The sequence below is a fragment of the Pseudomonas sp. NPDC089530 genome (assembly GCF_050280705.1).
In the GTDB taxonomy this organism is placed as follows: domain Bacteria; phylum Pseudomonadota; class Gammaproteobacteria; order Pseudomonadales; family Pseudomonadaceae; genus Aquipseudomonas.
Map to the genome: position 1 here is coordinate 1 of NZ_JBNNVU010000001.1, position 25765 is coordinate 25765.

A 25765-nucleotide genomic window follows, 5' to 3' on the forward strand; every position below is an offset into this window, starting at 1 on the left:
GAAGAAGGTGTGATCGGCGCCGAAATTGCGCGCCGCCCGCGCCTCGGCTTCCGCCAGGGGCCCGGTGTGGTCGACCTTGTTTTCCATGGCGCCCATGTTGAAGTCGTTGACCGCGACGATCATGAAGATGTCCAGGTCGTACTCGCGGCCGTAGGTTTCTTCGTCCCAGCGCATGGACTTCTTCAGGCTGGTCATGGCGTGCTGGCACTTGTCGATGTTTTCCGGCTCGACGTAGATGCGCAGCGCCACCTCGCGCTGGTTCAGGGTGGTGAAGCTGTCCTCGACGCACCACAGGTCCCCCGCCACCAGGGCGAACAGGTAGGCCGGCTTCATGAACGGGTCTTCCCAGGTCGCCCAGTGCCGGCCGTCTTCCCCCGGCCCGCTGGCGATCGGGTTGCCGTTGGACAACAGCACCGGATAGCTGTGCTGCTCGGCCACCACGGTAGTGGTGAACTTGCTCATCACATCCGGGCGGTCGAGGTAGTAGGTGATCTTGCGAAAGCCTTCGGCCTCGCACTGGGTGCAGAACATGCCGCTGGATTTGTACAGGCCTTCCAGGGCGGTGTTGCTTTCCGGGTGGATGCGCACGCTGGTGTCGACGGTGAAGGATTCACTCGCCGGCTGCAGGACCAGGTGATTGGCGCTCAACTGGTACTCGGCGGCTGTCAGCTCACGGTCGCCCAGGGCCACCGACAGCAGCTCCAGCTGCTGGCCGTCGAACACCAGCGGTGGCAGCCCCGCGCCGTTTTCCAGAGCGCGGGCCGGGTTGCGGCGCATCACCAGTTGCGCATGGACCAGGCTGTGGTCCTCGAACAACTCGAAGGTCAGGTGCGTTTCGTCGATCAGGTACTCGGGGGCCTGATAGTCCTTCAGGTAAATCATCTTCGGTTGTTCGGTGCGCATGGGTCGAATCCTTCTACTGATGCACGGCGAGCTGATAGGCCGTGTATTTACGAATATTGATCACGCCGGTATCGAAGATCAGGTACTGGCCCTTGATCCCCAGCAACGTGCCTTCGGCAATCGGGTTCTTGTCCAGGTTGAAGCTGACGATCTTGGCCGGGTACTGCTCGACCGGGTAGCGGATCTCGATAGGCTCGACATCGGTCACCGGCTGAATCGCCTGCAGGCCGAAGCGGTCCTGCAAGGCACGCAGGCCATCGGCACAGGCGGCGAACAGCTGGTCGCGGACCTGCACCAGGTCCACCGGCTCGGCATCGCCCTTGAGCAAGGCGCGCCAGTTGGTCTTGTCGGCCACCTGGGTGCGGAACAGGTCCTCGACGAAGCCGGACTGCTGACGGGTCGCCACGCGCATGATCGGCAGCGCCTGGCTGGCGCCCTGGTCGAGCCAGCGGGTGGGCAACTGGGTGGCGCGGGTGATGCCGACCTTGATCCCCGACGAATTGGCCAGGTACACCACATGGTCGGTCATGCAGAACTGCTCGCCCCAGGACGGCTCGCGGCAGGTGCCGGCGTCGTAGTGGCAGCGTTCCGGGCTCATGATGCAGACATCACACTGGGCCAGCTTGGTCATGCACGGGTAGCAGTAACCCTGGCTGAAGCTGGTCTTGGTCTTGCGCCCACAATGGCTGCAGTGGATCGCGCCCAGGTACTCCAGGCGCAGGGTGCTGCCGATCAACGGGTTGACCGGCACCTCGGTGTCGCCAAGGCGAAAAGCGTACTGCACATCCGCCCCGTCCAGGCGCGCCGACATTTTACTGATGGAGCCACGGCCGATCTCGATCAATGGATGGCATCCGACTTGAACAGGATGTTCGGCACTTCGATCGACTTCGAGGCGCACTCCTGCGGGCCCATGTAGCCGGTGCGCTGGTCTTCGGGCAGGTTCTGCATTTCCCAGGCGATCATCGCCTGCAGGGACAGCTCGCGCTGCTCGGCGGTGAGCTTGCGGCCATCGGACCATTTACCGATTTCCACCGCCAGTTTCAGGCTCTGGTAGATGTCCGGGGTGATGTTTTCGATCATTTCGACAAAAGACGACATAAGCGGTCTCCAGCATTAGAGGGCCAGTTTACGGCGACTGTACAAGCCGCCCAACAAACCGGTGAGGCATCCGACGAGCAACCCGCCGACATGGGCGGCGTTGGCGATTTGGCCGAAGCCGATCATCGAGATCAGCCCCGACAGACAGATCAGCAACCACACCAGCATCATCACCAGAACCCCGCGAGGCAGGCGATACGCTGGGTTCGGCGACAGCAACTGGTAGATCCAGCAATGCCCGAGCAGGCCATACAGCACGCCGGACAGGCCGCCGAACAGGCTCGGCCCGCTGAACAGGTATTGTGCGTAGTTCGACACCAGGCTGAACAGCAGCGTCAGGCCCAGCAGGTTGATGCTGCCCTGGCGCAGCTCGACGCGCCGCCCCAGCTCCCAGTACCACATGCCGTTCATGGCGATGTGCAGGAAGCCGAAGTGGATCAGCATCGGCGTGACCAGGCGCCACCACTGCCCCGCCGCCAGGCTGTCGGCCAGGGGCGTGAACTGGATGTAGTCGCCGACCACGCGGAATTCGAGGAAGGTCAGCCAGCGCAGGGTGCCGAGGTTTTCCCCGAGCAGGGTCAGGCCGGCCACGATCAGGCTCAGCAGCAGGATCAGCGCGGTGGCCGGGCTGTGGCGCAGTTGCTCGACGAAACCCGGACGGCGCATGGCGGCACCGGCCTCGGGAATGTCCAACTGCTGCTCGGGGTCGCCCGCCGGGAAGCGTTCGTACAACGAACGCACGTCCTCGCTGATGGCGTCCGGCACCCAGAGCACCTGCTCCCCCGCCTCTTCGCTGACCCGGTGCGGCACCTGCATGCGCTGCAGGAGTTTGACGAAACCGCTCAGGTCCACGCTCAACGGCAGACGCAATACCGCCACGGCACTCATTGCACGACCTCCGGCCGCTCGACATCGACCCAGACGAATTTATGCGGGTCCAGGCGGGTTTCCTGGTCCAGGCGATAGGCCACCAGCTTGCCGTAGAGCACCGCGCTGTAGTCCAGGCAGGCCAGGTTCGAACGGATCGGCGCCGGCTTGCCGCTGCGCCAGTAATGGCCGACGAACAGCATCGGTTCGTCGACGCCATAGCGCAGCAGGTTGTTTTTCTCGGCCGAGGACAGCGGCGTACGGGCCACCGGCTCGGGCAGCGCATCGGGCTGGAACACGATGTCGCCGTAGGTCTGCGGGTTGTCTTCCCAGAACTTGGTGCGGAAGAACGAACGGGTCAGGCCGTCGCCACTGGTCATGGTCAGGCCATGGGGCAGGCGCATGTCGGTGCCGCGCAGCAGGCGGTCGAACACGGTGTTGGCGAAACTGCCGGGCACCGCCGAGGCCTGGAGGAAGTGCTCGTCGATGTAGCCGTCGGGGTACTGCGCCCGCAGCGGCTCGATCAGGCTGGCGTCCCAGCAGGCGTGCACCACGCGAAAACGCCCGGCGTCGACGAACAGCGGCATCTGGTAGAACCAGGCCAGGAAGTCGTGCCAGTCGCCGGGATGCTGCTCGAATTGCGCCAGGGTCTCGTGGATCAGCCGGGCATGGCGCGGCGTGTGTTCGCGCACGAACCGCTGGCCGCTGCCGGGCGGCGCCGGGGTGGTCCAGCCCAGGGCGTTGAACTCATGGTTGCCCATGATGCACAGCGCCTGGCCAGCCTCGGCCATGTCATGGACGATGTGCAGGGCTTCGCGGATTCGCGGGCCGCGGTCGATGATGTCGCCGAGGAACACCGCCATGCGCGACGGGTGCCGCCAGACGCCGCCCTGCTTGTGATAACCGAGCCGGTCCAGCAAGTGTTCAAGGGTCAGGGCGCAACCGTGAACGTCACCGATCAGGTCGTAACTTCGCGCGGGATCGAGCATCAGTCGCCTCCACCACCCAGACGACTGCCCCAGCCGAGCTTGGTCCGGCAGACCTCGTAATAGTTGTGGTCCAGCGGATGGATCAGGCGCAGTTTCTGCGCCTTCTTGCTCACGGTGATGGTGTCACCGGGGGCACAGGTGAAATGGTTCTGCCCGTCGCAGGAAACCTGCGGGTAGATCTGCATATCCTTGGACACGACGATTTTCAGCTCGCTGTTGCCATCGACCACGATCGGCCTTCCCGACAAGGTATGGGGGTACATCGGCACAATCACAATGGCGTCGAGCTTGGGATGCATGATCGGCCCGCCGGCGGACAAGGCGTAGGCCGTGGAGCCGGTGGGCGTGGCGACGATCAGGCCGTCGGCCTTCTGGCTGCAGACGAACTGGCCGTCGATGTAGATCTCGAACTCGATCATCCGCGTCGACTTGCCCGGGTGCAGCACCACATCGTTCAGTGCGTCGCCCTGGCCGATGGCCTCGGCGTGGCGGCGGACTTCGGCCTGCAGCAGGAAACGGTTTTCCACCAGGTAGTGGCCGTCGAGGACTTCGGCGACCTTGACCTCCAGCTCGTCCGGACGGATGTCGGTGAGAAAGCCCAGGCTGCCGCGGTTGATCCCCAGCACCGGGATGTTATGCCGCGCCAGCGCCCGGGCCGCGCCCAGCAGGCTGCCGTCGCCGCCGACCACTATGACCATGTCGCAGACTTCGCCGAGCAGCTTGCGCGACGAGGTTTGCAGGCCGTGGCCGGGCAGGACTTCGGCGATGGTGTCTTCGAGGATCACATGCAGGTGGCGCGCGAGCAGAAACTTTTTCAGTCGGCGAACTGTGTCCAGCACCTGGGAACTGCCCAGGCGACCGATAATGCCGATATTGCGAAATTGCTCCATGGGGCTCCTGCAGGGTTCGGGACGGGCAAAGCAGAGATTATGGGCGAAAGCCGGCCATAGACAAAATCCTTTCAGCCGCGACGTTAGGCGCTATGCTCGCTGAATGATCCTGTTCCCCGGCTTGCTCGACCTCCCCCGCCAGTTGCGCCACCCCGAAGTGCGCGACCTGGCCTGGGTCGTCCTCGCACCGCCGATGCTCGACGAAACACCCTGGCCGCAGCGCCATCCGCTGGCCGGCAGCGACTGGGTCCAGGCGCCGCAACGGCTCGAACATTGGCTGCGCCAGCTGGACCAGGACAGCCGCCCCCTGCACCGCTGGCTGGCCCTGGGGCCGACAAAACGCCTGGGCCTCTATTACGAACGCCTCTGGCAATTTGCCGTACAACACGCCCCCGGCGTCGAGCTGCTGGCGGCGAACCTGCCGATCCGCCGCGCCGGCCACACCCTGGGCGAGCTGGACCTGCTGCTGCGCGACCGCGATGGCATTCACCACCTGGAACTGGCGATCAAGCTCTACCTCGGCCCGCAATCCGGCGATGGCACGGACACCGCGCAATGGCTGGGCCCCGGCTGCCACGATCGCCTGGACCGCAAGCTGGCGCACCTGAAGGAACATCAACTGCCGATCTCGACCCAGGCCGACAGCCTGGAGGTGCTCGCGACCCTGGATATCCAGGACTTCAGCGCCCACCTGTGGCTCGGCGGCTACCTGCTCTACCCCTGGCCCGGCAACACCCGGCCGCCCCAGGGTGCGCATCCGGAGCATCTGCGCGGGCGCTGGCTGCATCAGCGTGACTGGCCAGCCTTTATCGCGCAAAGCCCGGCCGGCTGCTGGCAACCCTTGCCACGCCAGGCCTGGCTGGCCCCGGCGCGCTACCCGCAGGAGCAGACCTGGAACCCGGAACAGTTGCAGGCCTGGCGCGAGGAACTGGACCCGCATGCCCCGGCGCAACTGCTGGTGCGCCTGACACAAGGCCCCACCGGCAACTGGGAAGAAGCCGAACGCCTGTTCCTGGTGGCCGACCTCTGGCCGAACGTGCCGGGGACGGGGTGAGTTTCTGTGGCGGCCTTCACCTCAGCGACAAGCGCACGGCCAACGCTGCCAGGGTCACCAGCAGCACCGGCAGGGTCAGCACGATGCCGACCCTGAAGTAACGGCCCCAGCCGATGTGGATCTCCTTGCGGTCCAGCACATGCAGCCAGAGCAAGGTGGCCAGACTGCCGATCGGGGTGATCTTCGGCCCCAGGTCGCTGCCGATCACGTTGGCGTAAATCATCGCCTCCTTGACCAACCCGCTGGCCTGGCTAGCGTCGATGGACAGCGCACCGACCAGCACCGTCGGCAGGTTGTTCATGACCGACGACAACAAGGCCGTCAGCAGCCCGGTACCCAGGGCCGCGCCCCAGATACCGTAGTCGGCGAAACGGTCGAGCCAGCCGGCCAGGTAGGTGGTCAGCCCGGCATTGCGCAGGCCGTACACCACCAGGTACATGCCGAGGGAGAAAATCACGATCTGCCACGGCGCTTCCTTGAGCACCTTGCGGGTGGAGATCTTGTGACCCTTGGCCGCGATGCCCAGCAACAAGGCCGCGCACACCGTGGAAATCGCGCTGATGGGAAGGCCCAGCGGCTCCAGGGCAAAACACCCCAGCAACAGGATGCCCAGCACCCACCAGCCGGCGACGAAGGTCGCCTTGTCGCGGATCGCGCTGACTGGCGGCTCCAGCTCCTCGGGGTCGTAGGTACGCGGGATGTCGCGGCGGAAGAACCACAGCAGCACCGCCAGGGTCGCGGCCACGCTGACCAGGTTCACCGGCAGCATCACCGCCGCGTACTGGTTGAAGCCGATCTTGAAGAAGTCCGCGGAAACGATGTTCACCAGGTTCGACACCACCAGCGGCAAGCTCGCGGTATCGGCGATGAACCCGGCGCCCATGACGAACGCCAGGGTCGCCGCCCTGGAAAAACGCAGCGCCAGGAGCATGGCGATCACGATCGGCGTCAGGATCAGCGCCGCCCCGTCGTTGGCGAACAGCGCCGACACCAGCGCCCCCAGCAACACCATGAAGGCAAACAGCTTGCGCCCACTGCCCCGCCCCCAGCGCGCCACATGCAAGGCGGCCCAGGCAAAGAAACCGGCCTCGTCGAGCAGCAGGCTGATGATGATCAAGGCCACGAAGGTGCCGGTAGCGTTCCAGATGATCTGCCACACCACTGGAATATCCGTCAGTTGCACCACCCCGAACAGCAAAGCGAGCACCGCGCCGAACGTCGCGCTCCAGCCCACGCCGAGGCCCTTGGGTTGCCAGATCACCAGGGTGATGGTCAGCAGGAAAATCAATGCAGCGGTCAGCATGCCGGGCAGCCTTGAGCAGGAAACATGAGGAGGATGGAGATTCAGCGGCAGCGCACGGGACGCGCGACAGGGCTTGGCGTGTCGGACACGGGGCCACTCCACGCAGATTGGGGCAGAAATATAGGGATACCCAGGTAGACGGTAAAGCGTTTTTCCGCGGGCAGGCCGTCAGGCCATCCGCGGGAGCCGGCTGGCGACTCCCGCGGTGCCAGGATCAGAGCTTCTTGTGCTGCTCGACCCACTGCGCGTAGGCATTGATGAAGTTCTGCAGGAACGGTTTGACCGACTCGGACAACTTGCCCGCCTCGTCGAAAGCCGAACCGGCGCCGCTCAGATAGGCTTCCGGCTGCTGCATGCAGGGCACATTGAGGAACACCAGCGACTGGCGCAGGTGATGGTTGGCGCCAAAGCCGCCGATGGCCCCCGGGGACGCGCTGATCACCGCCCCCGGCTTGCCGCTCCAGGCGCTCTTGCCATAGGGACGCGAACCGACGTCGATGGCGTTCTTCATCGGCGCCGGCACCGAGCGGTTGTATTCCGGGGTCACGAACAGCACGGCATCGGAGGCCCTCACCTGTTCCCGGAACCGGGTGTAGGCGGCCGGTGGGTCCACATCGATGTCTTCGTTGTACAGCGGCAGGTCGCCGATCTCGACCAGGTTCAGCTTGAGGTTGGCCGGCGCCAGCTCCGCCAGGGCCAGCGCCACCTTCCGGTTGATCGAGGCTTTTCTCAGGCTGCCGACCAGCACTGCAATCGTGTAGACGTTGCTCATAGCGAATTCCCGATTTCTGGTTGAGGAGGTGGGTAGTTATAGATGATCCACCCCGCTTCCAGCCACCCGCCGCCTGAAAATCCACGCGCTTTTCCCCTCTCCCCCGAGGCTGCGAGCCTGCAGCGACCGGGGGCGCGACTATTTTTTTCGCGTCGCTAAACTTCCCTCGCCCGAGTACGGTCTACAGCACCGCGAATCGAGTGTTTTATTTCCAGAGGCTCTAAAGATGGCAGCAGTACTTGTCGGGCAGTTTCATGCGCGGGATGCGGAAGGTCGTGTCTATTCGGTGCATGAGTTCCAGGAATCCACCCCCTCGGTCGAGGGCATCGCCGGCTCGGAGCCCATCACCACCTACCGCCTGGCCATAGGCGACCGCGTCAACAAGATGGACGACAACCAGTTCCTGCTGGTGCAAACGGGCGTCACCCTGATTCGCGAACCCGATCCCCTCCCGCCTTCATAACGCGGCGTTATGAGCAGAAGTCACAGACGCGGACTTGAGTTAGGATTCAACGGGAATCCCTCACCGGCTGGACATGGACTTCAAGCATGCGGTTACGTCATATCGAAGTGATTCAGGCGCTCCTGCAAACCGGTCACCTGGGCACGGCCGCCGAGCTGCTGCAACTGCCGGTGGCCGACGTGGAGGCGCTGCTGCGCGACGCCGAAAGCCAATCGGGCTTCATGCTGTTCTCCAGTGTCCGCGGGCGCCTGCAGGCCACCCGCGAGGCACGGGAACTGCAACCGGCGATCACCCGCCTGTATGACGCCTTCGAACCCGTACAACGCCTGGCCGACAGCCTCAGACAATACCAGGCGCCGCCCTTGCGCATCATCGGCACCCCGCCCCTGGCCCAGCAGCTGTTGCCGCAGAGCATCGCCGCCCTGCGCCGGCGCTTTCCCGATACCCCGTGCAACCTGGCCAGCCAAGGCACCCGCGACATGGTCAAGAGCCTGCTGCTGCGCGAATGCGACCTGGGCCTGAGCCTGCACGACCCCGACCACCGCGATATCCAGTGCGCCGCCCTGGCCCAGGGCAAGCTGCAACTGCTGGCCCCCCACGGCTGGCTGCAACCGAAACAGAAGTACGCGACCCTGCAGGACCTGGCGGGCCAGGCCATGGTTGGCCTGGAAGGCCAGGACCCGCTGAGCGTGGCCCTGGACAGCAAGCTGCAGAACCTGCGGCCCAGCCCGGCCATCCACACCCGGGTGCAGACCCACCAGATGATGCGCAGCATGGTCGAGGCCGGCGAAGGCCTGGCCATCGTCGACCCCTTCACCGCCCTGGGCGCCCGCGACAGTGGCCTGGACGTGTGCCCGCTGTCGCCGCCGATCCCGGTCACCCTCTATGCCCTGACCCTGCACGGCGACACCCCCTCGCCGACCCTGCAAGCGCTGCTGGCTACCCTCACGGAAAAAGCCGAAGCCATGCTGGCCGGCTAGGCTCCGGCTTCCCGCGCCAGCTCGTCGGCAAACAGCCGGTACCAGAAAATCGCCACCTCGGCCGTCGTCGGGTCGATCCCGCGATAGCGCAGGTGGTCGACGCCGCCGACCACGTAACCGCAGCGCTCGTACAGCCGGCAGGCCCCCAGGTTGTTGTTCTGGGTCTCGAGCATGATGCCCGGCAGTTGCTTCTTGCGGCTCCAGAACTGCGCCACATCCAGCAAAGCCCTGGCCACCCCGTGGCGGCGCGCCGGGGCGTGCACCGCCAGTTCGTCGATATGGGCATAACCGTTCCAGTTGGTGCTGACCACAATGTGGCCCACCGGTTGGTCATCCAGGTAAGCCATGAACACCGCGCTGTCCGCGGCATCGCGATAGCTGGCGAACTCTTCGGGGTCGATGCCGTAGCACTTGCGATACGGCGTGACCGGTTGCAACGGCCAGCGGGCCACGGCCTGCCCGCTTTCGACCCGCGCATAGGCACTGACCTCGAAGCTGAAATCGCTGCTCCAGACGTAGTCGGCAAAACCGCCGTCGGCGACCCGCACCGACAGGCCGGGGTACTGGGGATGGATCATTGGCTGCATAGCGGAAACCGTCCTCACTCCTTGATGCAATCGACGGTGTAGCGCCGCCCATTGCCTTCATCTTCATGCTGCAATCCATGCACATCCGCGACAAAGCCGGGAAAGCTGCTATCGAAGGTACGGGCGAAGGCCAGGTAATCGATGATCGAGCGGGTCGACTCGGTAAACCGCTCGCCCGGCATGATCAGGGGAATGCCCGGCGGATAAGGCACCAGCATCACCGCCGCCACCCGCCCGGCCAAGGCATCGATGGACACCGCCTCGACCTCGCCCCGCACCAGCTGATCGTAGGCGTCGGCCGGTTTCATCGCCACCTCCGGCAGCACGGTGTACATGCGCTTGAGGTGCTTGGCCGTGGCGTTGCTGCGGTAACAGGCGTGCAGTTGATCGCAGAGGTCGCGCAGGCCCATGCCCTGGTAACGCGCCGTATCCTGCTGGGCAATGCTCGGCAGGCAGGCGGCCAGGCTGACATTGGCGTCGTAGTTGCGCTTGAATTCCAGCAACTCGGTCAGCAGCGTGCTCCACTTGCCTTTGGTGATGCCCATGGAGAACAGCACCAGGAACGAGTACAGGCCGGTCTTTTCCACCACCAACCCGCGCTCCCAGAGAAACTTGCTGACCACCGCCGCCGGGATCCCCCGCTCGCTCAGGGCACCGCCGGCCGTGAGCCCGGGCATCACCAGGGTGACCTTGATCGGGTCCAGCAAGACATAGTCGTCGGTCACCCCGGCAAACCCGTGCCACTCGCCTTCCGGCTCCAGCAGCCAGTCCGCGGTGCTGACCTGGTCGATGCCTTCCACCCGGTCCGGCTGCCAGATGGAAAACCACCAGTCGTCCGCGGCGATGTGCTGGCGCAGGTTGGCCAGGGCCCGACGAAAACTCAGGGCCTCGTCGAACATCTCCTGCAGCAGCGAGCGCCCCGCCGGCCCTTCCATCATCGCCGAGGCCACGTCCAGCGAGGCGATGATGCTGTACTGCGGCGACGTGGAGATATGCATCATGAAGGCTTCGTTGAAGCGGTCGCGGTCCAGCTGCCGGGCGCCGCCGTCCTGCACATGGATCATCGAGGCCTGGCTGAAGGCCGCCAGCAGCTTGTGGGTGGAATGGGTGGTGAACACCAGCGGGCTGTCGGCGCTGCGCGAGGTGCCCATGCCGTAACGCCCCTCGAAGAACTCATGGAAAGCCGCGTAGGCGTACCAGGCCTCGTCGAAATGCAGCACCTCGACACTGTTGCCCAGGCTCTGCTTGATCAGTTCGGCGTTGTAGCAGAGGCCGTCGTAAGTGGAGTTGGTGACCACCGCCAGCTTGACCTTGGGCGGCCGGCCCTGGGTCAGCGGGTTGGCGTCGATCTTGGCCTGGATCGACTCACGGCTGAATTCGCTCAGGGGGATCGGGCCGATGATCCCCAGCTCGTTGCGCTCCGGACACAGGAACAGCGGAATGGCGCCGGTCATGATGATCGCGTGCAGCACCGACTTGTGGCAGTTGCGGTCCACCAGCACCAGGTCGTCGCGGCCGACCATGGAGTGCCAGACGATCTTGTTGGCGGTCGAGGTGCCATTGATCACGAAGAAGGTGTGATCGGCGCCGAAATTGCGCGCCGCCCGCGCCTCGGCTTCCGCCAGGGGCCCGGTGTGGTCGAGCAGCGAGCCCAGTTCCGGCACCGACACCGACAAGTCCGAACGCAGGGTGTTCTCGCCGAAGAACTGGTGGAACGCCTGCCCCACCGGGCTTTTGTGATACGCCACGCCCCCACCGTGCCCCGGGGTGTGCCAGGAATAGTTGGAGTCGGCCGTGTGCTGCACCAGCGCCTTGAAAAAAGGCGGCAACAGGCCGTCGAGGTAATTGCGCGCCGCTCGCGCCACCTGCCGCGCCAGAAACGGCACCGTGTCTTCGAACAGGTAAAGGATGCCGCGCAGCTGGTTGAGCTCGCTCATGGCGTCGGCCGGGGCATTTTCCAGGGTCACCTGCTCGCCCAGGGCGAAGATCGGCAGGTTCGGCGCCCGCACCCGGGCCAGGCGGATCAGTTCCACCATGTTCTGCAGCAGGTGGGTATTTTCCCCGGCGCCCTCGGCGGCGATCAGCATGCAGGCCAGACCATGATGGGTGGAAGCCACCAGGCGCCCCTCGGCATAGTCCACCGCGGAAAAGATGCTGAAGCCTTCCTGCTCCAGCTCCCTGGCAATCCCCCGCACCCGGTCGCCGGCGACGGTATCGGCCTTGATGTCGCGGTGCACGATAAGCACGGGGAATTTCAGGTCTTTGTACATGGCGCCAGGCATCCTGAGGCGACGGACAAGCGTCCGCCAATCCCCTCAGGGTAGAAGCTCGGGGGCCGGCGCGGAACCCCGTCAACGACCTCCTGTAACAAAAGGTCGCCCACGAACAACTACGACTGCTGGGCCTTGGCTTCGGCCAGTTGGGTCCAGAGCGCCGGCCCCCCGGCGGATTTGGCGATGATCTCCAGGCGCGCCAGGTGCTCGGCCAGTTCGGCCTCGCTGGCCTGGATGATCCGGCCGCGCTGGCGGTCCGCCGGCAAGCGGCGGATGGCGCTGGCCCGGCTGATCCCGTCGCCACTGCCGTCCGCGCCGTTGCCGGCCAGGGACAGGCTGGTCTGGCCGCCGGTCATGGTCAGGTAGACGTCGGCGAGAATCTCCGAGTCGAGCAAGGCGCCGTGCAGCTCACGGCCGGAGTTGTCGACGTCATAGCGTTTGCACAGGGCGTCCAGGCTGTTGCGCTGGCCGGGGTGACGTTCCCGGGCCATCAACAGGGTGTCGAGGATGCTGCAGTGCTGGGTGATGTCGGCGCGGTCGTGCTGGCCGATCAGGGCGAATTCGTTGTTGATGAAGCCAACGTCGAACGCCGCGTTGTGGATGATCAACTGCGCGCCCTGGATGAACTCGAAGAATTCGTCGGCGACTTCGGCGAAGCGCGGCTTGCCCACCAGGAACTCGTTGGTGATCCCGTGGACGCCGATCGCGCCCTCGTCGCTCTCGCGATCCGGTTGCAGGTAAACGTGGAAATGCCGACCGGTCAGGCGCCGCCCCATCAACTCGACGCAACCGATTTCAATGATCCGATGCCCGTCGGTCACCGGCATGCCGGTGGTTTCGGTATCGAGTACTACTTTCCTTTCAGCCATAAGCCGTCAACAACCTCAACCTGGGAGCCCTAGGGTGTGGACCTTCCAAGGAAGGCACCTGCCTGAATCCGGCCAGGGAATATAAAAGGTAAACATGAAAGACACAAAACCCGCTGGAAAACGCCGGTGCAGGCGTCATGCGCGGGATCGCACAGCGCCCGCGACGACGGACGCGGCCCGACATGATACCTGCGGCGACGGGGTTACGGCACGCCCTATCGCCCTGCCGGTCGGATGGTCGCCCCAAAGGCGGGGTGTTGCGGTTGAGGCTCGATCCGGCCTCAGCCCGCGCAAGCCTCCTTCTGCGGCGCGTCGTGCTGGCGGGGCAGCACCAGGCCGACAAAGGAAATCGCCAACGCCAGGCCGAGGGTGGTGGTCACCTCGGAGCGATGCTCGGGGGTCACCAGCATGACCGACAGCGCGGCGACGATAAACGCGATCACCAGCCAGGTCAGCCACGGAAACAGCCACATGCGAAAGGCCGGCTCGAGGTTGCGCCGGCGCAGCTGGCCGCGCATGCGCAGTTGCGATATCGCGATGACCAGGTACACCAGCAAGGCAATGGCCCCGGAGCTGGCGAGCAGGAACTCGAACAAGCCGGCGGGCATGAAGTAACTGAGCAGGGTCACGCCGGCCCCCAGCACCGTGCTGGCGATGACCGCAGCCCGGGGCACGCCGGCCGCCGAGGTCACCTTCAACGGCTGCGGCGCATCGCCCCGCAGGCCCAGGGAGAACAACATGCGCGAGGCGATGTAGATCGAGGAGTTCATGCAACTGGCCACGGCAATCAGCACCACGACGTCCACCATGAACTTGGCATGGGGGATGTTCATCAGTTCCAGGGCCCGCTGGTAAGACCCCACCGATGCCAGCAGCGGGTCGTTCCAGGGCACCACGGAAATCACCACGAAAATCGACAGTACGTAGAACACCCCGATGCGCCAGATCACCGAGCGCGTGGCCTTGGCAATGTTCCGCGCCGGGTCACTGGATTCGGCCGCGGCGATGGTCACCGCTTCCGTGCCGATGAAACTGAACATGATGGTGATGAAGGCGCCCACCACCGCCGACAAGCCATTGGGGGCAAACCCGCCATGTTCGGCCATCAGTCGGCTCAAGCCGCTCACTTGGCGCTCGGGCACCCAGCCCATGAGGATCGCGAAGCCCAGGGCAATGAAGCCGATGATCGCCACCACCTTGGCCATGGCGAACCAGAACTCGAACTCGCCGTACTTGGACACGCTGAACAGATTGGTGATCACCAACGCAATGATCGACGCCAGGGCGAACAGCCAGGCCTCGACCTGTGGGAACCACTGGTTCAGCACATGGCCGGCCGCCAGCGCCTCGATCGGAATCACCAACACCCAGAACCACCAGTACAGCCAGCCGATGGTGAAGCCCGCCCACGGCCCGATGGCCTGGTCGGCGTAGGTCGAGAACGAGCCGGTGTCCGGGTGGGCGACGGCCATCTCCCCCAGCATGCGCATCACCAGGACCACCAGCAGGCCGGAGAACAGATACGCCAGCATCACTGCCGGGCCGGCGGCGGCGATGGCATGCCCGGAGCCGACGAACAGCCCGGCGCCGATAATCCCCGCGATAGACAACATTGTTACGTGGCGCGGCTTGAAGCCTTGCGCCAACTGGCTACTCGAATCCATGGGGCCCATTATCTTCATTCCCTTGTGATCGACGTTGGACCGCACGGACTGATGCTGATCAGCCATCGCAACGCGCTGTAGATGAGTCGGGTGGCCACCTTACTCGCCTTGCCCGGGGGTTCGATTATCTGAGCGCGCCACCGCTGTACCTGATTTCGCCACCGCATCTGCCTCTTTAATGGCGCCCTCCACCCGCTATATAAAAGCTATGGAAGCGCCCACCGGGGCAGATTCATCGGTGCGGCCCCGGTTCGACCGCGACCGTCTAGACTCGACCGCTGGTCGCAGAGAGAACCGCACACGTCGCTCTGGTGCAGGAGAATCCAGGGCAGCGTGGCAAGCTGCTTTTTATGCCCCGAAGAGGTGCGGCAAAGACCGCACCGGGCCCGACAAGATGCCCGCTCAGGGTGCCTGGCCAACGGCCTGAGAAACCACGCTGCCGTGACGTGGTGCGAATGCCGCAGCCGAACATTTTCGGACAACCGCCTGGTTGCCCGTGACCGTGAGGAATGCCGTATGTCTGATGAGATGTTGCACCTGCCTCTGGTCAACAGCCTGCTGGAACGCCACAAAGGCTCTCCCGGCGCACTGTTGCCGATCCTCCATGAAATCCAGGAGGGCATCGGTTACATCCCCGATGCCGCCATCCCCGAGATTGCCCACGCCCTCAACCAGAGCCAGGCCGAGGTTCGCGGGGTGATCAGCTTCTACCACGACTTCCGCACCGCCCCTCCGGCCCGGCATATCCTGCGCCTGTGCCGGGCCGAGTCCTGCCAGAGCCGCGGCGCCGAGCAGCTCGCCGCGCAGTTGCGCGAGCGCCTGCAACTGGACGACCACGGCAGCAGCGCCGATGGCACTATCAGCCTGCGCCCGGTGTATTGCCTCGGCGCCTGCGCCTGCTCGCCGGCCCTGGAGCTGGATGGCCAGTTGCATGCCCGGCTCGACGCCCAGCGCCTGGACGCCCTGCTCGACGCCTGCCAGGAGGACGCGTGATGCCGACCCTCTATCTGCCCGGTGATTCTCTGGCCTGCGCCGTGGATGCCAATCAGATCACCGCGACCCTGATCGCCCAGGCCCGGGAACGCAATCTGCCCCTGGAGCTGCATCGCACCAGCTCGCGCGGCCTGTACTGGCTGGAGCCGCTGCTGGAAATCGACAGCCCCCAAGGCCGGCTTGGCTTCGGCCCGCTGACCGTGGCCGACGTGCCCTCGCTGCTCGATGCCCTGCAAGGCGATCCGTCCACCCATCCCCTGGCCCTGGGCCCGGTGGAGCAGTTGCCTTATCTGAAGAGCCAACAACGCCTGCTGTTTGCCCGCGCCGGCATCACCCGGCCGCTGTCCCTGGAGGACTACCGCGCCCACGGTGGTTTCGAGGGCCTGGCCCAGGCCATCGCCCTGGGCGGTGAGCAGACCGCCACTGCGGTGTTCGATTCCGGCCTGCGCGGCCGTGGCGGCGCGGCCTTCCCGGCCGGCATCAAGTGGCGCACGGTGCGCGGCACCCAGGCGGCGCAGAAATACATCGTGTGCAACGCCGACGAAGGCGACTCCGGCACCTTCGCCGACCGCATGCTGATGGAAGGCGACCCCTTCCTGCTGATCGAAGGCATGGCCATTGCCGGCCTGACGGTCGGCGCCAACTACGGCTACATCTATGTGCGCTCGGAATACCCGCAGGCCGTAGCCGTACTGCGCCAGGCGCTGGATATCGCCCGCTCCGCCGGCTACCTCGGAGCCAAAGTCGGCGGCAGCGGCCTGGCCTTCGACCTGGAAGTGCGCGTCGGTGCCGGCGCCTACATCTGCGGCGAGGAAACCGCGCTGCTGGACTCCCTGGAAGGCAAGCGCGGGATCGTCCGGGCCAAGCCCCCGATCCCCGCCTTGCAGGGCCTGTTCGGCCAGCCGACCCTGGTGCACAACGTGCTGACCCTGGCCTCAGTGCCGTTGATCCTGGCCAAGGGCGCAGCGTTCTATCGCGACTACGGCATGGGGCGTTCCCTGGGCACCATGCCCTTCCAGCTGGCGGGCAATATCCGCCACGGCGGCCTGGTGGAGCGGGCCTTTGGCCTGACCCTGCGGGAACTGGTGGAAGACTACGGCGGCGGCACCGCCAGTGGCCGGCCGCTGAAGGCCGCCCAGGTGGGCGGTCCCCTTGGTGCCTGGGTGCCGCCGGAGCAATTCGATACCCCACTGGATTACGAAGCCTTCGCCGCCATCGGCGCCATGCTCGGTCACGGCGGCGTGGTGGTGGCGGACGACAGCCTGGACATGGCCCGCATGGCGCGCTTCGCCCTGCAGTTCTGCGCCGAGGAATCCTGTGGCAAGTGCACCCCCTGCCGCATCGGCTCGACCCGCGGCGTGGAGGTGATCGACCGCCTGCTGGCCGCCCCCGACCAGAACGGTCGCGATGAACAGGCGATCATCCTCAAGGACCTGTGCGACACCCTGCAGTACGGTTCGCTGTGCGCCTTGGGCGGCATGACCTCCTACCCGGTGGCCAGCGCCCTCAAGTACTTCCCCGCCGACTTCGGTCTGCAGCCCTCGGAGGCCGACCAATGATTACGCTCTTCGACCCGAAAACCGATATCGACTTGGGCACCCCGGCCCGCGACAGCCAGGTCCAGGTCACCCTGAACATCGACGGCCGCAGCATCAGCGTGCCCGAGGGCACCTCGGTGATGCGCGCCGCCGCGCTGCTGGGCACCACCATTCCCAAACTCTGCGCCACCGACAGCCTGGAAGCTTTCGGCTCCTGCCGCATGTGCCTGGTGGAGATCGACGGCATGCGCGGCTACCCGGCGTCCTGCACCACCCCGGTGACCGAGGGCATGGTGGTCCACACCCAGACGCCGAAGCTCGCCACCCTGCGGCGCAACGTCATGGAGCTGTACATCTCCGACCACCCGCTGGACTGCCTGACCTGCTCGGCCAACGGCAACTGCGAGCTGCAGACCGTCGCCGGCCAGGTCGGCCTGCGGGAAGTGCGTTACGGCTATGAAGGCGCCAACCACCTGGCCGACCAGAAGGACACCTCCAACCCCTACTTCGACTACGACCCGAGCAAGTGCATCGTCTGCAACCGCTGCGTACGCGCCTGCGAGGAAACCCAGGGCACCTTTGCCCTGACCATCAGCGGGCGTGGTTTCGACTCCCGGGTTTCAGCCGCCGGCGGCGAGAACTTCCTCGACTCGGAATGCGTGTCCTGCGGCGCCTGCGTGCAAGCCTGCCCCACCGCGACCCTGATGGAAAAAAGCGTGGTCGAGCTGGGCCAGCCGGAACACGCCGTGATCACCACTTGCGCCTATTGCGGCGTGGGTTGTTCGTTCCGCGCCGAGACGAAGGGCGACCAACTGGTGCGCATGGTCCCGGACAAGAACGGCCAGGCCAACCATGGCCATTCCTGCGTCAAGGGGCGTTTTGCCTGGGGCTACGCCACCCACCCGGACCGCATCACCAAGCCGATGATCCGCAAGCACATCAACGACCCGTGGCAGGAAGTCAGCTGGGATGAGGCGGTGACCTACGCCGCCAGCGAATTCCGTCGGTTGCAGCAGAAATACGGCCGCGACTCCATTGGCGGCATCACCTCCAGCCGCTGCACCAACGAAGAAACCTACCTGGTGCAAAAACTGGTGCGCGCCGCCTTCGGCAACAACAACGTCGACACCTGCGCGCGGGTCTGCCACTCGCCGACCGGCTACGGCCTCAAGCAAACCCTGGGCGAGTCGGCCGGCACCCAGAGCTTTGACTCGGTGATGCAGGCCGACGTGATCCTGGTGATGGGCGCCAACCCCAGCGATGCCCACCCGGTGTTCGCCTCCCAGCTCAAGCGCCGCCTGCGCCAGGGCGCACGGCTGATCGTCATCGACCCACGGCGCATCGACTTGGTGGACTCGGTGCATGCCCGCGCGGAACTGCACCTGGCCCTGCGCCCGGGCACCAACGTCGCCATGCTCAATGCGCTGGCCCATACGATCATCACCGAAGGCTTGCAAAACCAGGCCTTTATCGACGCCCGTTGCGAAGGCGTCGATTTCGCCCGCTGGAGCGAGTTTGTCAGCCGTGCGGAGAACGCACCGGAGGTGATTGGCCCGATTTGCGGTGTGCCCGCTGAAGACATCCGCGCCGCGGCCCGGCTCTATGCCACCGGCGGCAACGCGGCGATCTACTACGGCCTGGGCGTCACCGAGCACAGCCAGGGCAGCACCTCGGTCATGGGCATCGCCAACCTGGCCATGGCCACCGGCAACATCGGCCGCGAAGGCGTGGGCGTGAACCCGTTGCGCGGACAGAACAACGTGCAGGGTTCCTGCGACATGGGCTCCTTCCCCCACGAGCTGCCCGGCTACCGGCATATCTCCAACGAGGGCGTGCGGGCACAGTTCGAGCAGGCCTGGAACGTCAGCCTGCAACCCGACCCGGGCCTGCGCATCCCCAACATGTTCGAGGCGGCCCTGGGCGGCAGTTTCAAGGGCCTGTACTGCCAGGGCGAAGACATCGCCCAGAGCGACCCTAATACCCAGCACGTCACCGCGGCGCTGTCGGCCATGGAATGCGTGGTGGTGCAGGACATCTTCCTTAACGAAACCGCCAAGTTCGCCCATGTGTTCCTGCCGGGCAGTTCGTTCCTGGAAAAGGACGGCACGTTCACCAATGCCGAGCGCCGTATCTCCCGGGTGCGCAAGGTCATGGAGCCCCTGGGCGGCAAGGCCGACTGGGAAGGCACGGTGGCCCTGGCCAACGCCCTGGGCTACCCCATGAACTACCGGCACCCGTCGGAAATCATGGATGAAATCGCCAGCCTGACGCCGACCTTCAGCAACGTCAGCTACGCCGCCCTGGACAGCCACGGCAGCCTGCAATGGCCGTGCAACGCCGCGGCGCCGGACGGTACGCCGACCATGCACATCGAGGAGTTCGTGCGCGGCAAGGGGCGCTTCATGCTGACCGGCTACGTGCCCACCGAGGAGAAGGTCAACAACCGCTACCCGCTGCTGCTGACCACCGGGCGCATCCTCAGCCAGTACAACGTCGGCGCCCAGACCCGGCGCACCGACAACGTCGCCTGGCATGACGAAGACCGCCTGGAAATCCACCCCACCGACGCCGAGAGCCGGGGCATCAACGAAGGCGACTGGGTCGGCATCGGCAGCCGCGCCGGGCAGACCGTGCTGCGGGCACGGGTCAGCGAGCGGGTCGCCCCGGGGGTGGTGTACACCACCTTCCACTTCCCGGAATCGGGGGCCAACGTGATCACCACCGACAACTCCGACTGGGCCACCAACTGTCCGGAGTACAAGGTCACCGCCGTGGAAGTCAGCCGCGTCTACCACCCTTCCGAGTGGCAGAAACGCTACCAGGCGTTCAGCGAGGAACAGCAGCGCCTGCTCGAGCAGCGCCGCCAGGCACGCGCTGCCGGAAGCAAGGCGGAGGTACGCCGATGAGCACTGAAAACCTGATCAAAATGGCCAACCAGATCGCCCAGTACTTCGCCGGCGAACCGGACCAGCAGCAGGCCGTGCTCAGCGTGCGCAACCATCTGCAGATGTTCTGGACGCCCGGCATGCGCAAGGAGTTGCTGGCCTGGCAGACGGCGCATCAGGGGGCGGAACTGCACCCGCTGGTGCAGGCGGCGGTCAGTGGCGCGGGCTGGGAGGCTTAGTTCCCCATGCAACACCCTTGGCCCGAGCAGGCGGGCCAAGGGGCACTCCAAAGGCTTTGGCCCGCCCCGGGTCGAGCTGTCACTTTTGCCTGGACGAGCAAGGGCTCGTTGCGCAGTTTTTAACAATCATTAGCAAAGCTCATAAAGTTCGCCGCCCAGGGCCTTGTTAGGGTGCCCGCCGATATTTCCTGCGGACTTTCCCCTGCCATGACACCCCGTAAAGCCCGGCTTGCCTTGCTGCTCTGCGCCTGCCTGTTCGCCGGTAGCGGCCAGGCCACCAGCCTGGTGATCAGCACCGACATCACCATGAGCATGGCCCTGAGCAGCACCGAAAGCAGCTCCAAGGCCAGCAGTTCGTTCAAGGACGACAAACGGGTCCTCGCGGCCAAGAGCGATGCCGCCAGCTTTGTCGCCAGCGCGGGCGAAATCCGCGGCGCCCAGCTGGAAGCCGCCCTCCGGCACATTCGCCAGACACTCGACAACCCGCCCTACTCCGACATGCAATTGGCCAGCGCCATCCTCACCCTTTGACCCCGTCGGAGCGGCTGATCGGCCCCCCCTAATTCGTCCGACGCATCATGCGTCCTTTAACTGACAGCGGCCGTTGCGTTACCGTACGGCCCTTTCAGGCGGAGTCGAGCTGCACCGCCGCGTACCCAACCCGGAATCGCTCGCCGATGCTCGAAACTCGACAGATGCTCCCCCTGCTGCTGGCAGCCACCTTGATCGGTGGCTGCACTGCCCTGCCGGCCACCGCTCCCGAGGCTGGCCAGCGGCCTTTGCTCGTCGCCCATCGCGGCGGTGCCGCGGACTTTCCGGAAAACACCCTGCTGGCCATCGACAAGGCCCTGGGCAATGGCGCCGACATGCTCTGGCTCACAGTGCAACTGAGCCGCGACGGCGTGCCGGTGCTGTACCGGCCGGCCGACCTGAGCGCCAATACTCCGGAGTCCGGCACGGTCGCCGAGAGAACCCTGGCGCAGTTGCAACAGCTCAATGCCGGCTGGCACTTCAAGCAGGTCGCGGCCGATGGCCAGGTGAGCTATCCCTACCGCGCCCAGGCGGTGAACATCCCGTCGCTGCAACAGGCGCTAGCGGCGATCCCCGAAAGCGTGCCGGTCATTCTCGACATGAAGGCCCTGCCGGCCGAACCCCAGGCCAAGGCCGTGGCCCGGCTGCTAGAACAACTGCAGGCCTGGAACCGGGTGCTGATCTACTCCACCGATGCCAGTTATCAGCAAGCGTTCGCCGCCTACCCGCAGGCCCGGCTGTTCGAATCCAGGGACAACACCCGGGACCGGCTGGCCAATGTGGCCCTGGCCCATAGCTGCACCCCAACGCCGGCACCGGCGAGCTGGGTCGCCTTCGAGTACCGGCGCCCGGTCCAGTTGGTCGAGACCTTCACCCTGGGCGAGGCCCGGTCGAAGGTGGACGCGCTGCTGTGGACGCCCGCCGCGGTCGACTGTTTCCAGGCGCGGGGCAAGGTTCCCCTGCTGGCGATCGGGGTCAATACGGCCGAGGATTACCGGGCGGCCGCCTGTCTGAAAATGGATGCGGTGCTGGTGGATTCGCCCCGCGCCATGGCGCAAGTGAAGCAGCGGCTCGAATGGCCGCTGCGCTGTGACTGATGCCCCTGTGGGGCATCTGCCAATACATCAGGCCTTGTGGCCCCGGACCTCGTCGACGCCGCGGTTGGCCAACTGGTCGGCCCGCTCGTTGCCGTGATGGCCGGTATGGCCGCGCACCCATTTCCAGGTGACCTGGTGGCGGTTTACCTGCTCATCGAGCTGCTGCCACAGGTCGGCATTCTTCACCGGCTCCTTGGCCGCGGTTTTCCAGCCGCGCTTTTTCCAGTTGGCCATCCACTCGTTGATGCCCTTCATCACATACTGCGAGTCGGTGACCAGGATCACCTGGCACTCGCGCTTGAGCTCCTCCAGGCCACGGATCGCCGCCATCAGCTCCATGCGGTTGTTGGTGGTGTTGGCTTCGCCGCCCCAGAGTTCCTTCTCCACCCCCTTGAACACCAGCAGTGCGCCCCAGCCTCCCGGGCCAGGATTGCCCTTGCAGGCGCCGTCGGTGAAGATTTCTACGCTATCGCTCATGCCAGACTTCCAATCGAAAATACCTGTGGCCTGCCGACCGTGGATCGGCAACGCCAAAGCCGGACCGCTCGGCCCGGCTGAAATTAAAGAGGATCAGGGTTCGCTGTGACGGCGATTGACCTTGGCCATCGGCAACGGCACCAGCTTGCCCATCGGTTCGCGGCGGACCTGGCGCACCGGGCGCAGGCCGACCACGATCTTGCGCGCCACCAGCAGATAGAAGCCGCCGCCGGACAATTGCCAGTCGCCGGCCTTGCGTTCCCAGCCGGCCAGCCGGGCCTGCCAGGCGGGCGAAGCAAGCGGCGGACGATAGCACCCGAAGCGGCGTTTCTCCAGCGCGAAGCCCAGCAGGTTCAGCCAGTCGGCGACCCGCGAAGGGGAAATGCAGCGCGCCTGGCGCAAGGCGTCATGGGCGAACACGTGGCGCAGGCCCCAACTGCTCCAGGGGTTGATGCCGACGATCAACAGGTGCCCGCCGGGCCGCACGGCGCTGGCGGCTTCGCGCAGCAGACCATGGGGCGACAGGCAGAAATCCAGGCCATGCTGCAGCACCACCACATCGGCAGCATGCTCGCTGAGCGGCCAGGCCTGCTCCTCGCAGACGATCTCGACCCCGGGCAACGGCGCGCCCAGGCGAACGTTGCGCTGCACCTGGGGCGCCGCCGGCGGGGTCTGCGCCGACGGGCCGTAATGCACCAGGTAGCCCCCGAAGAAGCGCCCCAGCTCGTCGTCGAGCAGGCGCCGTTCTTCATCCAGCAGAAACTGCCCCAGTGGCCCGGACAGCCACTCGCGGGCCGAGCTGATCAGGGCCAGCCAGTCAGGATCGGCCTGAGCGAACGCTTTATCGGTCATTGCATTCTCCAACCCGCCAAGAAGTTCTAAGATGCGCCATTGTTTTCCGCTTGGCGACTCCAACGATGATACAGATCAGTGCCCTGCCCGCGTTCACCGATAACTACATCTGGTTGTTACAGGATCACCGCAACCAGCGTTGCGCGGTGGTCGACCCGGGTGACGCGGCGCCGGTGCAGGCCTGGCTCGCGAAACACCCGGGCTGGAGCCTGAGCGATATCCTGGTGACCCATCACCACCACGACCATGTCGGCGGTGTCGAACAGCTGAAAAAAGCCAGCGGCGCCAGGGTCTGGGGCCCGGCCAAGGAAAACATCCCGGGGCGCGACGTGGCCCTGAACGATAATGACCGGGCCAGCATTCTCGGCTGGGACTTCGAGATTTACGCGGTGCCCGGGCATACCCTGGGCCACATCGCCTACTACCATCATGGCCTGCTGTTCTGTGGCGATACCCTGTTCGCCGGCGGTTGCGGGCGCCTGTTCGAAGGCACGCCGGAGCAGATGCACCACTCCCTGAGCCGTCTGGCGGCCTTGCCCGAAGGCACCCTGGTGTACTGCACCCACGAATACACCCTGAGCAACCTGCGGTTTGCCCAGGCCGTGGAGCCGGACAACCCGGATATCGCCGAGCGCCTGCGCAAAGTCAGCGAATTGCGGGAAAACGGCCGCATGACCCTGCCTTCCACCCTGGCCCTGGAAAAACTCACCAACCCGTTCCTGCGTACCGGTGAAACATCCGTTAAACAAAAAGCAGACGAACGGAGCGGCCTCGATAACCGGGCTCAGAGTGCGGTTTTTGCGGCGTTGCGGGCTTGGAAAGATAAGTTCTAAGCAGGTTGCGGGTTGGTACGAAAATTCTGAATGGTTGACCGCACCGGGTGCGCTTTCTAGAATCGCCCGACATTTTTGCCCGGAACTTACTTCCAGCCAATGTCGTCATCTATTCGTAAATCCATCAATTCAGACGCATTGACGCGGTTGGCTCAAGCCATCGCGGTGGCTGTGTCCGCCACCCTGGCGGGCTGTCAAAGCACGAGCCACGTCCCGCAAACCGACGCTTCGCATACCCAGAATTTCAACGCTCGCGTCAAGCAGAAGCCCATCTGGCTGAGCGACAAACCGAGCCCGCAAGCCCCCCAGGACGTCTGGGCGCGCATGCGTGAAGGCTTCCAGCTGCAGGAAGGCATCGGCGTCAACCCGCGCATCGAACAACAGCGCCTGTGGTTCGCCAGCAACCCGTCCTTCCTCGAGAACGCCAGCGAACGCGGCAGCCTCTACATTCATTACATCGTCGAGCGTCTTGAAGAACGCAACATGCCGCTGGAGCTGGCCCTGCTGCCGGTGATCGAAAGCGCCTACAACCCGATGGCCTATTCCCGGGCCGATGCGGTAGGCCTCTGGCAGTTCATCCCCTCCACCGGTCGTTCCTTCAACCTGCGCCAGACCCGCTTCTACGATGGCCGTCGCGATATCACCGCCTCGACCACCGCGGCCATGGATTACCTGACCCGCCTGCACGACATGTTCAACGGCGACTGGCTGCTGGCCCTGGCGGCCTACAACGCCGGCGAAGGCACGGTCAGCCGGGCCATCGAGCGCAACGAGCGTCTCGGCCTGCCCACCGACTACTGGAACCTGCCGCTGCCGTCGGAAACCCAGGCCTACGTGCCCAAGCTGCTGGCCCTGTCCCAGGTGGTGCTGGCGCCCGAAGCCTATGGCGTGAACCTGAACCCGATCGCCAACGAACCTTACTTCCAGGTCGTCGAGATCAACCAGCGCATGGACCTGTCCAAGGTCGCCGCGGTGGCCAATATCGACGAGGACGAGCTGTTCCAGCTCAACCCGGCCTTCAAGCAGCGCACCACGGTCGACGGTCCCCAGCACCTGCTGGTGCCGACGTCCAAGGCGCAACTGCTCAGCGCCAGCCTGTCGACCATGAAACCCGAAGAGCTGATCAGCCAGCGTTCGCTCAAGCCGGTGTTCGACGGCGCCGACAGCCGCGAAATGGCCCAGGCCAAGCGCAACTACCGGGTCAAGCGTGGCGATAACCTCGCGCAGATCGCCAAGGCCAACAAGGTCGACGTCAAGGACCTGCAGCGCTGGAACAAGCTGAGCGGCAACCGGCTCAAGGTCGGCCAGACCCTGGTCATGCAGGACACCAGGGCCAAGACCAGCGCCAAGGCTTCCGGCAAGAAAACCATGGTCGCCAGCGCCGACAAGAAATCGACCCAGTACAAGGTCAAGCAAGGCGATTCGCTGTACATGGTGGCCAAGCGCTTCAACGTCGAGATGCAGCACCTCAAGCGCTGGAACCCCCGCGCCGGCCAGGCCCTCAAGCCGGGCCAGATGCTGACTGTCTACCTGCCTCATTGATCCTCGGGCCCTGCTGCGTAGCCGCTGCGCCGGCTGCGACAGGGCCTGAGATCCCCTTCCCCC

At 65.2% G+C, this 25765-nt stretch carries 25 protein-coding genes; 11 read left to right on the plus strand and 14 right to left on the minus strand.

The window, feature by feature from the left end; translation table 11 throughout:
• The 6 genes from ACQKQA_RS00005 to ACQKQA_RS00030 all read right to left on the minus strand — a co-directional run.
• A partial coding sequence (locus ACQKQA_RS00005) for a M1 family aminopeptidase (RefSeq protein WP_427552283.1) occupies positions 1-903 on the minus strand: 903 nt, incomplete at its 3' end.
• Between the two features lie 13 nt (positions 904-916).
• Positions 917-1747, minus strand: a complete 831-nt coding sequence (locus tag ACQKQA_RS00010; protein WP_427552284.1) for a DUF2797 domain-containing protein — start codon at positions 1745-1747, stop codon at positions 917-919.
• On the minus strand, positions 1744-2004 hold the full coding sequence (locus ACQKQA_RS00015; protein WP_427552285.1) for a YeaC family protein: 261 nt from the start codon (positions 2002-2004) through the stop codon (positions 1744-1746). Before ACQKQA_RS00015 ends, ACQKQA_RS00010 begins: the two co-directional genes overlap by 4 nt.
• Before the next feature lie 15 nt (positions 2005-2019).
• Positions 2020-2892: a rhomboid family intramembrane serine protease gene (locus ACQKQA_RS00020; RefSeq protein WP_427552286.1), complete on the minus strand. Its 873-nt coding sequence runs from the start codon at positions 2890-2892 to the stop codon at positions 2020-2022.
• Entirely contained in the window at positions 2889-3863 is a 975-nt protein-coding gene (locus tag ACQKQA_RS00025) for a metallophosphoesterase (protein WP_427552531.1), read from the minus strand. The genes ACQKQA_RS00020 and ACQKQA_RS00025 overlap by 4 nt, the downstream gene beginning before the upstream one ends.
• The gene (locus tag ACQKQA_RS00030) at positions 3860-4750 is read right to left on the minus strand and encodes an NAD(+) kinase (RefSeq protein ID WP_007920913.1); all 891 of its coding nucleotides are present in this window, start codon (positions 4748-4750) and stop codon (positions 3860-3862) included. The genes ACQKQA_RS00025 and ACQKQA_RS00030 overlap by 4 nt, the downstream gene beginning before the upstream one ends.
• 103 nt (positions 4751-4853) lie before the next feature.
• Here ACQKQA_RS00030 and ACQKQA_RS00035 point away from each other — a divergent pair, with 103 nt between their 5' ends.
• Positions 4854-5804 carry a DUF1853 family protein gene (locus ACQKQA_RS00035; RefSeq protein WP_427552287.1) on the plus strand — a complete coding sequence of 317 codons (951 nt, stop codon included), beginning with the start codon at positions 4854-4856 and terminating at the stop codon, positions 5802-5804.
• A gap of 16 nt (positions 5805-5820) precedes the next feature.
• On the opposite strand, the gene ACQKQA_RS00040 is transcribed toward ACQKQA_RS00035, so the two are convergent.
• Both ACQKQA_RS00040 and ACQKQA_RS00045 read right to left on the minus strand, forming a co-directional pair.
• Complete coding sequence (locus ACQKQA_RS00040) at positions 5821-7107, minus strand: arsenic transporter (RefSeq protein WP_427552288.1); 1287 nt, start codon at positions 7105-7107, stop codon at positions 5821-5823.
• A gap of 214 nt (positions 7108-7321) precedes the next feature.
• A complete protein-coding gene (locus ACQKQA_RS00045; protein ID WP_427552289.1) occupies positions 7322-7879 on the minus strand; it encodes an NADPH-dependent FMN reductase in 558 nt (185 codons plus the stop codon).
• Between the two features lie 226 nt (positions 7880-8105).
• Between ACQKQA_RS00045 and ACQKQA_RS00050 the strand changes: the two genes are divergently transcribed.
• Positions 8106-8342: a hypothetical protein gene (locus ACQKQA_RS00050; RefSeq protein WP_427552290.1), complete on the plus strand. Its 237-nt coding sequence runs from the start codon at positions 8106-8108 to the stop codon at positions 8340-8342.
• Positions 8343-8428: 86 nt separating this feature from the next.
• Positions 8429-9322 (plus strand): LysR substrate-binding domain-containing protein, encoded by an 894-nt coding sequence (locus ACQKQA_RS00055; RefSeq protein WP_427552291.1) that lies wholly within the window; start codon positions 8429-8431, stop codon positions 9320-9322.
• Here ACQKQA_RS00055 and ACQKQA_RS00060 read toward each other — a convergent pair.
• The 4 genes from ACQKQA_RS00060 to ACQKQA_RS00075 all read right to left on the minus strand — a co-directional run bounded on the left by ACQKQA_RS00060 (position 9319) and on the right by ACQKQA_RS00075 (position 14724).
• Positions 9319-9909, minus strand: a complete 591-nt coding sequence (locus tag ACQKQA_RS00060; protein ID WP_427552292.1) for a GNAT family N-acetyltransferase — start codon at positions 9907-9909, stop codon at positions 9319-9321. The genes ACQKQA_RS00055 and ACQKQA_RS00060 overlap by 4 nt on opposite strands.
• Before the next feature lie 14 nt (positions 9910-9923).
• Positions 9924-12179 (minus strand): Orn/Lys/Arg decarboxylase N-terminal domain-containing protein, encoded by a 2256-nt coding sequence (locus ACQKQA_RS00065; protein WP_427552293.1) that lies wholly within the window; start codon positions 12177-12179, stop codon positions 9924-9926.
• Between the two features lie 119 nt (positions 12180-12298).
• Entirely contained in the window at positions 12299-13051 is a 753-nt protein-coding gene (gene dnaQ / locus ACQKQA_RS00070) for a DNA polymerase III subunit epsilon (protein WP_427552294.1), read from the minus strand.
• Between the two features lie 281 nt (positions 13052-13332).
• On the minus strand, positions 13333-14724 hold the full coding sequence (locus tag ACQKQA_RS00075; RefSeq protein WP_427552295.1) for an amino acid permease: 1392 nt from the start codon (positions 14722-14724) through the stop codon (positions 13333-13335).
• Positions 14725-15231: 507 nt separating this feature from the next.
• On the opposite strand from ACQKQA_RS00075, the gene ACQKQA_RS00080 reads away from it, so the two are divergent.
• The 6 genes from ACQKQA_RS00080 (at position 15232) to ACQKQA_RS00105 (ending at position 21998) form a co-directional block, all read left to right on the plus strand.
• Entirely contained in the window at positions 15232-15708 is a 477-nt protein-coding gene (locus ACQKQA_RS00080; protein WP_427552296.1) for a formate dehydrogenase subunit gamma, read from the plus strand.
• Complete coding sequence (locus tag ACQKQA_RS00085; protein WP_427552297.1) at positions 15708-17267, plus strand: formate dehydrogenase beta subunit; 1560 nt, start codon at positions 15708-15710, stop codon at positions 17265-17267. The genes ACQKQA_RS00080 and ACQKQA_RS00085 overlap by 1 nt, the downstream gene beginning before the upstream one ends.
• The gene (gene fdhF / locus ACQKQA_RS00090; protein ID WP_427552298.1) at positions 17264-20152 is read left to right on the plus strand and encodes a formate dehydrogenase subunit alpha; all 2889 of its coding nucleotides are present in this window, start codon (positions 17264-17266) and stop codon (positions 20150-20152) included. Before ACQKQA_RS00085 ends, fdhF begins: the two co-directional genes overlap by 4 nt.
• A complete protein-coding gene (locus ACQKQA_RS00095; protein ID WP_427552299.1) occupies positions 20149-20370 on the plus strand; it encodes a formate dehydrogenase subunit delta in 222 nt (73 codons plus the stop codon). Before fdhF ends, ACQKQA_RS00095 begins: the two co-directional genes overlap by 4 nt.
• A gap of 207 nt (positions 20371-20577) precedes the next feature.
• Entirely contained in the window at positions 20578-20901 is a 324-nt protein-coding gene (locus tag ACQKQA_RS00100) for a DUF2388 domain-containing protein (protein ID WP_427552300.1), read from the plus strand.
• A gap of 146 nt (positions 20902-21047) precedes the next feature.
• Entirely contained in the window at positions 21048-21998 is a 951-nt protein-coding gene (locus ACQKQA_RS00105) for a glycerophosphodiester phosphodiesterase family protein (protein ID WP_427552301.1), read from the plus strand.
• A gap of 27 nt (positions 21999-22025) precedes the next feature.
• Here ACQKQA_RS00105 and rnhA read toward each other — a convergent pair whose 3' ends face one another.
• Both rnhA and ACQKQA_RS00115 read right to left on the minus strand, forming a co-directional pair.
• On the minus strand, positions 22026-22475 hold the full coding sequence (rnhA, locus tag ACQKQA_RS00110; RefSeq protein WP_427552302.1) for a ribonuclease HI: 450 nt from the start codon (positions 22473-22475) through the stop codon (positions 22026-22028).
• A gap of 93 nt (positions 22476-22568) precedes the next feature.
• The gene (locus tag ACQKQA_RS00115) at positions 22569-23327 is read right to left on the minus strand and encodes a class I SAM-dependent methyltransferase (RefSeq protein ID WP_427552303.1); all 759 of its coding nucleotides are present in this window, start codon (positions 23325-23327) and stop codon (positions 22569-22571) included.
• Positions 23328-23392: 65 nt separating this feature from the next.
• Between ACQKQA_RS00115 and gloB the strand changes: the two genes are divergently transcribed.
• Both gloB and ACQKQA_RS00125 read left to right on the plus strand, forming a co-directional pair.
• Complete coding sequence (gloB, locus tag ACQKQA_RS00120) at positions 23393-24160, plus strand: hydroxyacylglutathione hydrolase (protein ID WP_427552304.1); 768 nt, start codon at positions 23393-23395, stop codon at positions 24158-24160.
• A gap of 99 nt (positions 24161-24259) precedes the next feature.
• Positions 24260-25702 carry a transglycosylase SLT domain-containing protein gene (locus ACQKQA_RS00125; RefSeq protein ID WP_427552305.1) on the plus strand — a complete coding sequence of 481 codons (1443 nt, stop codon included), beginning with the start codon at positions 24260-24262 and terminating at the stop codon, positions 25700-25702.
• The last annotated feature ends 63 nt before the right edge of the window (positions 25703-25765 follow it).

Coding starts and splice junctions, on each gene's coding strand:
- ACQKQA_RS00045 (WP_427552289.1), bottom strand. CDS start 7,879: ATGAGCAACGTCTACACGATTGCAGTGCTGGTCGGCAGCCTGAGAAAA.
- fdhF (WP_427552298.1), top strand. CDS start 17,264: ATGATTACGCTCTTCGACCCGAAAACCGATATCGACTTGGGCACCCCG.
- dnaQ (WP_427552294.1), bottom strand. CDS start 13,051: ATGGCTGAAAGGAAAGTAGTACTCGATACCGAAACCACCGGCATGCCG.
- ACQKQA_RS00035 (WP_427552287.1), top strand. CDS start 4,854: ATGATCCTGTTCCCCGGCTTGCTCGACCTCCCCCGCCAGTTGCGCCAC.
- ACQKQA_RS00050 (WP_427552290.1), top strand. CDS start 8,106: ATGGCAGCAGTACTTGTCGGGCAGTTTCATGCGCGGGATGCGGAAGGT.
- rnhA (WP_427552302.1), bottom strand. CDS start 22,475: ATGAGCGATAGCGTAGAAATCTTCACCGACGGCGCCTGCAAGGGCAAT.
- ACQKQA_RS00105 (WP_427552301.1), top strand. CDS start 21,048: ATGCTCGAAACTCGACAGATGCTCCCCCTGCTGCTGGCAGCCACCTTG.
- ACQKQA_RS00095 (WP_427552299.1), top strand. CDS start 20,149: ATGAGCACTGAAAACCTGATCAAAATGGCCAACCAGATCGCCCAGTAC.
- ACQKQA_RS00060 (WP_427552292.1), bottom strand. CDS start 9,909: ATGCAGCCAATGATCCATCCCCAGTACCCCGGCCTGTCGGTGCGGGTC.
- ACQKQA_RS00020 (WP_427552286.1), bottom strand. CDS start 2,892: ATGAGTGCCGTGGCGGTATTGCGTCTGCCGTTGAGCGTGGACCTGAGC.
- ACQKQA_RS00015 (WP_427552285.1), bottom strand. CDS start 2,004: ATGTCGTCTTTTGTCGAAATGATCGAAAACATCACCCCGGACATCTAC.
- ACQKQA_RS00065 (WP_427552293.1), bottom strand. CDS start 12,179: ATGTACAAAGACCTGAAATTCCCCGTGCTTATCGTGCACCGCGACATC.
- ACQKQA_RS00075 (WP_427552295.1), bottom strand. CDS start 14,724: ATGGGCCCCATGGATTCGAGTAGCCAGTTGGCGCAAGGCTTCAAGCCG.
- ACQKQA_RS00100 (WP_427552300.1), top strand. CDS start 20,578: ATGACACCCCGTAAAGCCCGGCTTGCCTTGCTGCTCTGCGCCTGCCTG.
- ACQKQA_RS00085 (WP_427552297.1), top strand. CDS start 15,708: ATGCCGACCCTCTATCTGCCCGGTGATTCTCTGGCCTGCGCCGTGGAT.
- ACQKQA_RS00030 (WP_007920913.1), bottom strand. CDS start 4,750: ATGGAGCAATTTCGCAATATCGGCATTATCGGTCGCCTGGGCAGTTCC.
- ACQKQA_RS00115 (WP_427552303.1), bottom strand. CDS start 23,327: ATGACCGATAAAGCGTTCGCTCAGGCCGATCCTGACTGGCTGGCCCTG.
- ACQKQA_RS00080 (WP_427552296.1), top strand. CDS start 15,232: ATGTCTGATGAGATGTTGCACCTGCCTCTGGTCAACAGCCTGCTGGAA.
- ACQKQA_RS00055 (WP_427552291.1), top strand. CDS start 8,429: ATGCGGTTACGTCATATCGAAGTGATTCAGGCGCTCCTGCAAACCGGT.
- ACQKQA_RS00040 (WP_427552288.1), bottom strand. CDS start 7,107: ATGCTGACCGCTGCATTGATTTTCCTGCTGACCATCACCCTGGTGATC.
- ACQKQA_RS00125 (WP_427552305.1), top strand. CDS start 24,260: ATGTCGTCATCTATTCGTAAATCCATCAATTCAGACGCATTGACGCGG.
- gloB (WP_427552304.1), top strand. CDS start 23,393: ATGATACAGATCAGTGCCCTGCCCGCGTTCACCGATAACTACATCTGG.